General features: G+C 56.1%; 7 protein-coding genes and 1 pseudogene. 2 read left to right on the top strand and 6 right to left on the bottom strand.

The window, feature by feature from the left end:
* The 4 genes and pseudogenes from ACOVRA_RS02520 to ACOVRA_RS02505 form a co-directional block, all read right to left on the bottom strand.
* Positions 1-461, bottom strand: a pseudogene (locus tag ACOVRA_RS02520) (hypothetical protein); the annotation flags it as partial.
* A gap of 12 nt (positions 462-473) precedes the next feature.
* Complete coding sequence (locus ACOVRA_RS02515) at positions 474-905, bottom strand: HIT family protein (RefSeq protein WP_421718916.1); 432 nt, start codon at positions 903-905, stop codon at positions 474-476.
* Positions 906-988: 83 nt separating this feature from the next.
* The gene (locus ACOVRA_RS02510; RefSeq protein ID WP_421718915.1) at positions 989-1,189 is read right to left on the bottom strand and encodes a YdeI/OmpD-associated family protein; all 201 of its coding nucleotides are present in this window, start codon (positions 1,187-1,189) and stop codon (positions 989-991) included.
* An 86-nt stretch (positions 1,190-1,275) separates the two neighbouring features.
* The gene (locus ACOVRA_RS02505; protein WP_421718914.1) at positions 1,276-2,481 is read right to left on the bottom strand and encodes a GNAT family N-acetyltransferase; all 1,206 of its coding nucleotides are present in this window, start codon (positions 2,479-2,481) and stop codon (positions 1,276-1,278) included.
* Positions 2,482-2,586: 105 nt separating this feature from the next.
* Between ACOVRA_RS02505 and ACOVRA_RS02500 the strand changes: the two genes are divergently transcribed.
* The gene (locus tag ACOVRA_RS02500; RefSeq protein WP_290802456.1) at positions 2,587-3,057 is read left to right on the top strand and encodes a DUF2721 domain-containing protein; all 471 of its coding nucleotides are present in this window, start codon (positions 2,587-2,589) and stop codon (positions 3,055-3,057) included.
* Positions 3,058-3,087: 30 nt separating this feature from the next.
* Here ACOVRA_RS02500 and ACOVRA_RS02495 read toward each other — a convergent pair whose 3' ends face one another.
* Both ACOVRA_RS02495 and ACOVRA_RS02490 read right to left on the bottom strand, forming a co-directional pair.
* Positions 3,088-3,549 (bottom strand): RidA family protein, encoded by a 462-nt coding sequence (locus tag ACOVRA_RS02495; RefSeq protein WP_290802459.1) that lies wholly within the window; start codon positions 3,547-3,549, stop codon positions 3,088-3,090.
* Between the two features lie 17 nt (positions 3,550-3,566).
* Positions 3,567-4,016, bottom strand: a complete 450-nt coding sequence (locus tag ACOVRA_RS02490) for a MaoC family dehydratase (protein ID WP_290802462.1) — start codon at positions 4,014-4,016, stop codon at positions 3,567-3,569.
* Positions 4,017-4,096: 80 nt separating this feature from the next.
* On the opposite strand from ACOVRA_RS02490, the gene ACOVRA_RS02485 reads away from it, so the two are divergent.
* Positions 4,097-4,353 (top strand): hypothetical protein (locus ACOVRA_RS02485; protein ID WP_421718913.1); only part of this gene is annotated, 257 nt, incomplete at its 3' end.

The raw sequence follows: 4,353 nt of genomic DNA, 5'->3' as shown, positions 1-4,353 counted from the left end.
GCCCCAAACATGACGGGGTCTTTGGTCAATTGGTGCATGTCGATGACATGGATGATGGAGCGAAGCTCATGCAGCGCCCGCATGGCCGTGTGGCGCTTAAGGCGCGCCTCCAAGCTGGTCAGCGAGAATACCCCCGCACCCACCACCAATAGAAGGTTGACCGCTGATTCAAGCGCCGAGACCAGCGACAGCATCTCGGCCTCCCCCGATCTAAAGCTAATTGCGTGAATGCCATAAGCGGCAAGACCTGCCCCCATAGCCAATACCAACGCCACGCCAACCCGGATCCAGATCATGGGCTGGGCAAGGCCGGTTACCCTGGCTTGGGTATCGCCTGCCAAGACCGCAAGCTCTGCACAGACTTTGCCGAGGCCTGCTTGGGGGAAGCGTTCACCAATGCGTAGGCACAGTTTCTCCAGCGTTTGTAGAACAAGGTTGGCGTCAATCGTGCGATAAGCCATCGGGCAGGGGGCCTAAAAGGCTGCGATAATGGCAGCCTGTTGGGCGATCAGGTCTTCTTCAGACGCCTTACCAGCCTGCCCATGGCCTTTAAGGCCGACGCCTTCTTGCCGCGGAATGATGTGGAAGTGAAGGTGAAAGACCGTCTGGCCGCCCGCCGCGCCATTGAATTGAAACACGGTCAAGCCGTCTGCCTCAAAGGCTTTTTGGACTGCCTTGGCGACTTTTTGGACACTGACCATATAGGGGCCCAGCGCGTCGGCGGGCAGGGTCAAGAGATTGGTTGCCGCGACCTTTGGGATCACCAATGTGTGGCCGGGGCCCTGCGGGAAAATGTCGAGAAAGGCCAGACAGACCGCATCTTCATAGACTTTGAGGCACGGCATTTCACCGCGCAAAATCTTAGCAAAAATGTTTTGGGGATCATAAGCGCTTGATAGATGCATAGGATTGGCCTTTCCCGAGAACCCTCGCGTGATTCCGATCAAAGCAGAAATGTGCTGGGGTCAATCCCGCTCGCCAATGCCAACTAATTACGGCGGACGGCTTCTCGTCCTGCCAAGATGTCGACCGCGGCTTGAATGCGCGTGAACCGATCCCGCTCTGCAACGGCGGCGTCAATCCAGCTCACAAAGTCGTGGCGGTGGCTGGGGGCAAGCCAGCTAAACGTCTGCCGCGCCAGCTCATCGCCAGCGAGCGCCGTCTCGAAATCTTGCTGATGCTTTCCCATTTTTGCTCACGATCTTTGTTATATTTATCAAACGTGAGTAAAGCTAACATGCGTCGATAGTTTTGAAAGCAAAACGAAAGTATGACCTAAGGTCTGTCCACCTGTTGAACGACGTGTCGGAATGGGGTCCGTTCCGTCAGCCAGTGGGTATCATCGGCAATCGCCGCCCGCTCATGCTTCAGATAGTCAGCAATTGCAGACCGTAGACCTCGGTCGGCGATCCAGCTTGCTTGCCAAGTCGAGACGGGCATATAGCCGCGCGCCAGCTTGTGACCACCTTGCGCGCCCGCTTCAACCCGAGCGAGGCCGCGCGCAATCGCTTCATCAATGGCTTGATAATAGCAGAGCTCAAAATGCAGGAACGGCCGGTCTTCCAATCGGCCCCACCAGCGGCCAAAGATTGTATCCGAGCCCAAGAAGTTCAGCGCCGAGGCAATATATCGATCCCCATCCTTGGCCAGAATTAGCACGAGGCGATCGGCCATCCGCTCACCGAGCAGCGAAAAAAAACGGCGGTTTAGATAGGGCGTGCCCCATTTTCGCGCGCCGGTATCCTGATAGCATTCAAAGAAATGATCCCAATGATCTTCTTGGATTTCTGATCCGGTGAGACGCAAAATCTCAAGGCCTTCTTGGGCTTTGGCGCGCTCTTTCCGCAAATTCTTGCGCTTGTCCGAAGACAGCTCGGCCAGAAAATCGTCAAAGCTTTGATAGCCCTGATTGAAGAAATGGAACTGCCGATCTTCGCGCAACAACCAGTTGCACGACTCCAATGCGGCCAAGTCGTGATCCTTGGCGAAATTGACCTGCACGGTCGCGAGCCCACTTTGCGCACCAATTTGCTCGAGCGCAGAGATCAGGGCCACGCGGATCAGGCCCGCATCCTCGTCTGGCTTCACCAAAAGCCTCCGACCGGGGACCGGGGTGAAGGGCACCGCGCTGGTCAGTTTGGGATACCAGCGCCCGCCAGCGCGCTGCCAAGCTTCCGCAAAATTATGGTCGAAGATGTATTCGCCCTGCGAGTGTGACTTGAGCCAGAGCGGAACGAGGCCAACCACATTCTGCGCCCCATCCAGACATAAGAGGTGCCGCCCACCCCAGCCGGTAAAACTGGTGGCACAGCCACTTTCTTCCAAAGCTTGCAAGAAGTCCCACGACACAAAGGGATCAAAGGCTACGCCTGGTGGATTGGCCAATCCATCCCATGTTTCGCGCGCCACATCTCCAATGTGGTTCACGATCCGGATCGTAAACTCCGGTTCGATGGTGGAAGGCTCAGTCGCGTCTGTCATGATGCCCTTTAGCTTATCGAGGTTCGGCCCCATGCAAAGGCCATGTGCTGCGCGAGGCGAGGGATAAGCATCGACCTTTGGCCAATCGGCGCTTAGACTGACTTTATGCCAATCGCTTCATCCCACGACATAGTTCAGATCATCCAACTGTCCATCGCGCCGGTCTTCTTGATCGCAGGCATCGGCACCCTGCTCAATGTCTTGACCTCCCGTCTCGCGCGGGTTGTCGATCGTGGCCGCGTCATTGAACAAGACTTGGACTCCCCCGTCGGCTCTGGCGTGCATACCAACCGACATTTGGCAGAACTTCGCGTGCTCGATCAGCGCATGAATTGGATCCATAATGCGATCACCTTGTCGACGACGGCGATCCTTCTGGTGTGTTTGCTGATTGTAGCCTTGTTTTCAGTAGAGCTGATTGCAATTGATCTATCCCGCGTCGTCGCGGTTTTGTTTATTGCCACCATGGCCTCGCTCATCGGCGGGCTGATCTCATTCCTGATTGAGATTTCTTATGCCCGTAAGTCCTTGCGGGTTCGGGCAGAATTATTGGCCAGCAGAGCTCCCCATCACTGAAGCGCGCTACTGGCCAAATCAGGTTTCGGCTCAGGCGATTTCGAACACGCCGTCAACTTCCACGGCAAATCCCATCGGCAGATTGGCAACGCCTACAGCAGATCGGGCATGTTTGCCCGCGTCGCCCAGTACTTCCACCATAAGGTCCGAACAACCGTTCATCACTTGCGGGATGGGGTCAAACTCTGGCGTCACATTCACAAAGCCATTGAGCTTTACGACCTGCACCAAACGATCCAAATCCCCGCCGCAAGCCGCTTTCAATTGCGCCAGCAAATTCAGACCACAGACACGGGCAGCGGCTTGACCTTGTTCGAGGGTCAAATTGCCACCCAGCCGGCCTAAATGATCGCCATCGGCGGCGCGTGAGACTTGGCCCGAAATATGGACCAAACCACCCACGCGCGTGAAGGGCACATAGCTGGCCACCGGGGCAGGTGGGTTCGGCAAAGTGATGCCAAGTTCCTGCAGGCGGGCTTCAATGCGAGACATGATATTGTCCTTCTAGCTTAAGCGAACAACATGCTGACAGTTTCCGCCACGCATGCTGGGCGGGCTTCGCCTTCGATTTCGATCGTGACTTCGCTGGTCAGCATCAGGCCGCCTGACTTAGGCTCCACGCTCAACAGCTTTTGCACAGCGCGGACTTTCGAGCCAACGCGCACCATATTGGTGAAGCGAACTTTGTTGAGGCCGTAATTGATACCGCGGCTTACGCCTTCGACCTTCAAGATGTCTTTGCCCAAAAATGGAATCAAGGACAGAGTCAAAAAGCCATGCGCAATGGGGCCACCCATTTCGGCGGTGGCGCGGGGCACGTCGACATGGATCCACTGGTGGTCGCCAGTTGCGTCGGCAAACAGATTGACGCGGTCTTGATCGATCAGCAGCCAATCGGACGCGCCAACTTCTTGGCCGGCAAGGTCTGCAAGTGTGGCAAATGTGGTGGTCTTGGTCATGCTAAGGGCTCCCTCATCTTAATTTTAGGAGGCTGGTCTAACGCGCTCGTGGGGCCATGTCGAGGTCGAGGTTTGAATTGATGCAAGTCTATAAGATTGAACACTGGGATGGCTCACGCTGTATCGCGCAGGCAGAGATTTTAGCCGCTTTTCTGGATGTGGTTCTGCCCGATGACTGGTCAAACTTTGCCGAAAAGCTGGCAGGGCGACGCAGTCTGTCGGCCCATGTTGCCTTGGACGAACAGGGACAGCTGATCGGCCTCAAACTGGGCTATGAGCGTAATCGTGGTGTATTCAACTCCTGGATCGGCGGTGTGGCACCTGAAGCACGTGGTCA

The organism is Aquidulcibacter sp. (assembly GCF_049239865.1).
Classification (GTDB): Bacteria; Pseudomonadota; Alphaproteobacteria; order Caulobacterales; family Aquidulcibacteraceae; genus Aquidulcibacter.
This window is presented reverse-complemented; position numbering and strand designations above follow the sequence as displayed.

Bases quoted from the DNA above. Each gene is read 5' to 3' on its own strand.
- ACOVRA_RS02515 (WP_421718916.1), bottom strand. From the start codon at position 905: ATGCATCTATCAAGCGCTTATGATCCCCAAAACATTTTTGCTAAGATT.
- ACOVRA_RS02510 (WP_421718915.1), bottom strand. From the start codon at position 1,189: ATGGGAAAGCATCAGCAAGATTTCGAGACGGCGCTCGCTGGCGATGAG.
- ACOVRA_RS02505 (WP_421718914.1), bottom strand. From the start codon at position 2,481: ATGACAGACGCGACTGAGCCTTCCACCATCGAACCGGAGTTTACGATC.
- ACOVRA_RS02500 (WP_290802456.1), top strand. From the start codon at position 2,587: ATGCCAATCGCTTCATCCCACGACATAGTTCAGATCATCCAACTGTCC.
- ACOVRA_RS02495 (WP_290802459.1), bottom strand. From the start codon at position 3,549: ATGTCTCGCATTGAAGCCCGCCTGCAGGAACTTGGCATCACTTTGCCG.
- ACOVRA_RS02490 (WP_290802462.1), bottom strand. From the start codon at position 4,016: ATGACCAAGACCACCACATTTGCCACACTTGCAGACCTTGCCGGCCAA.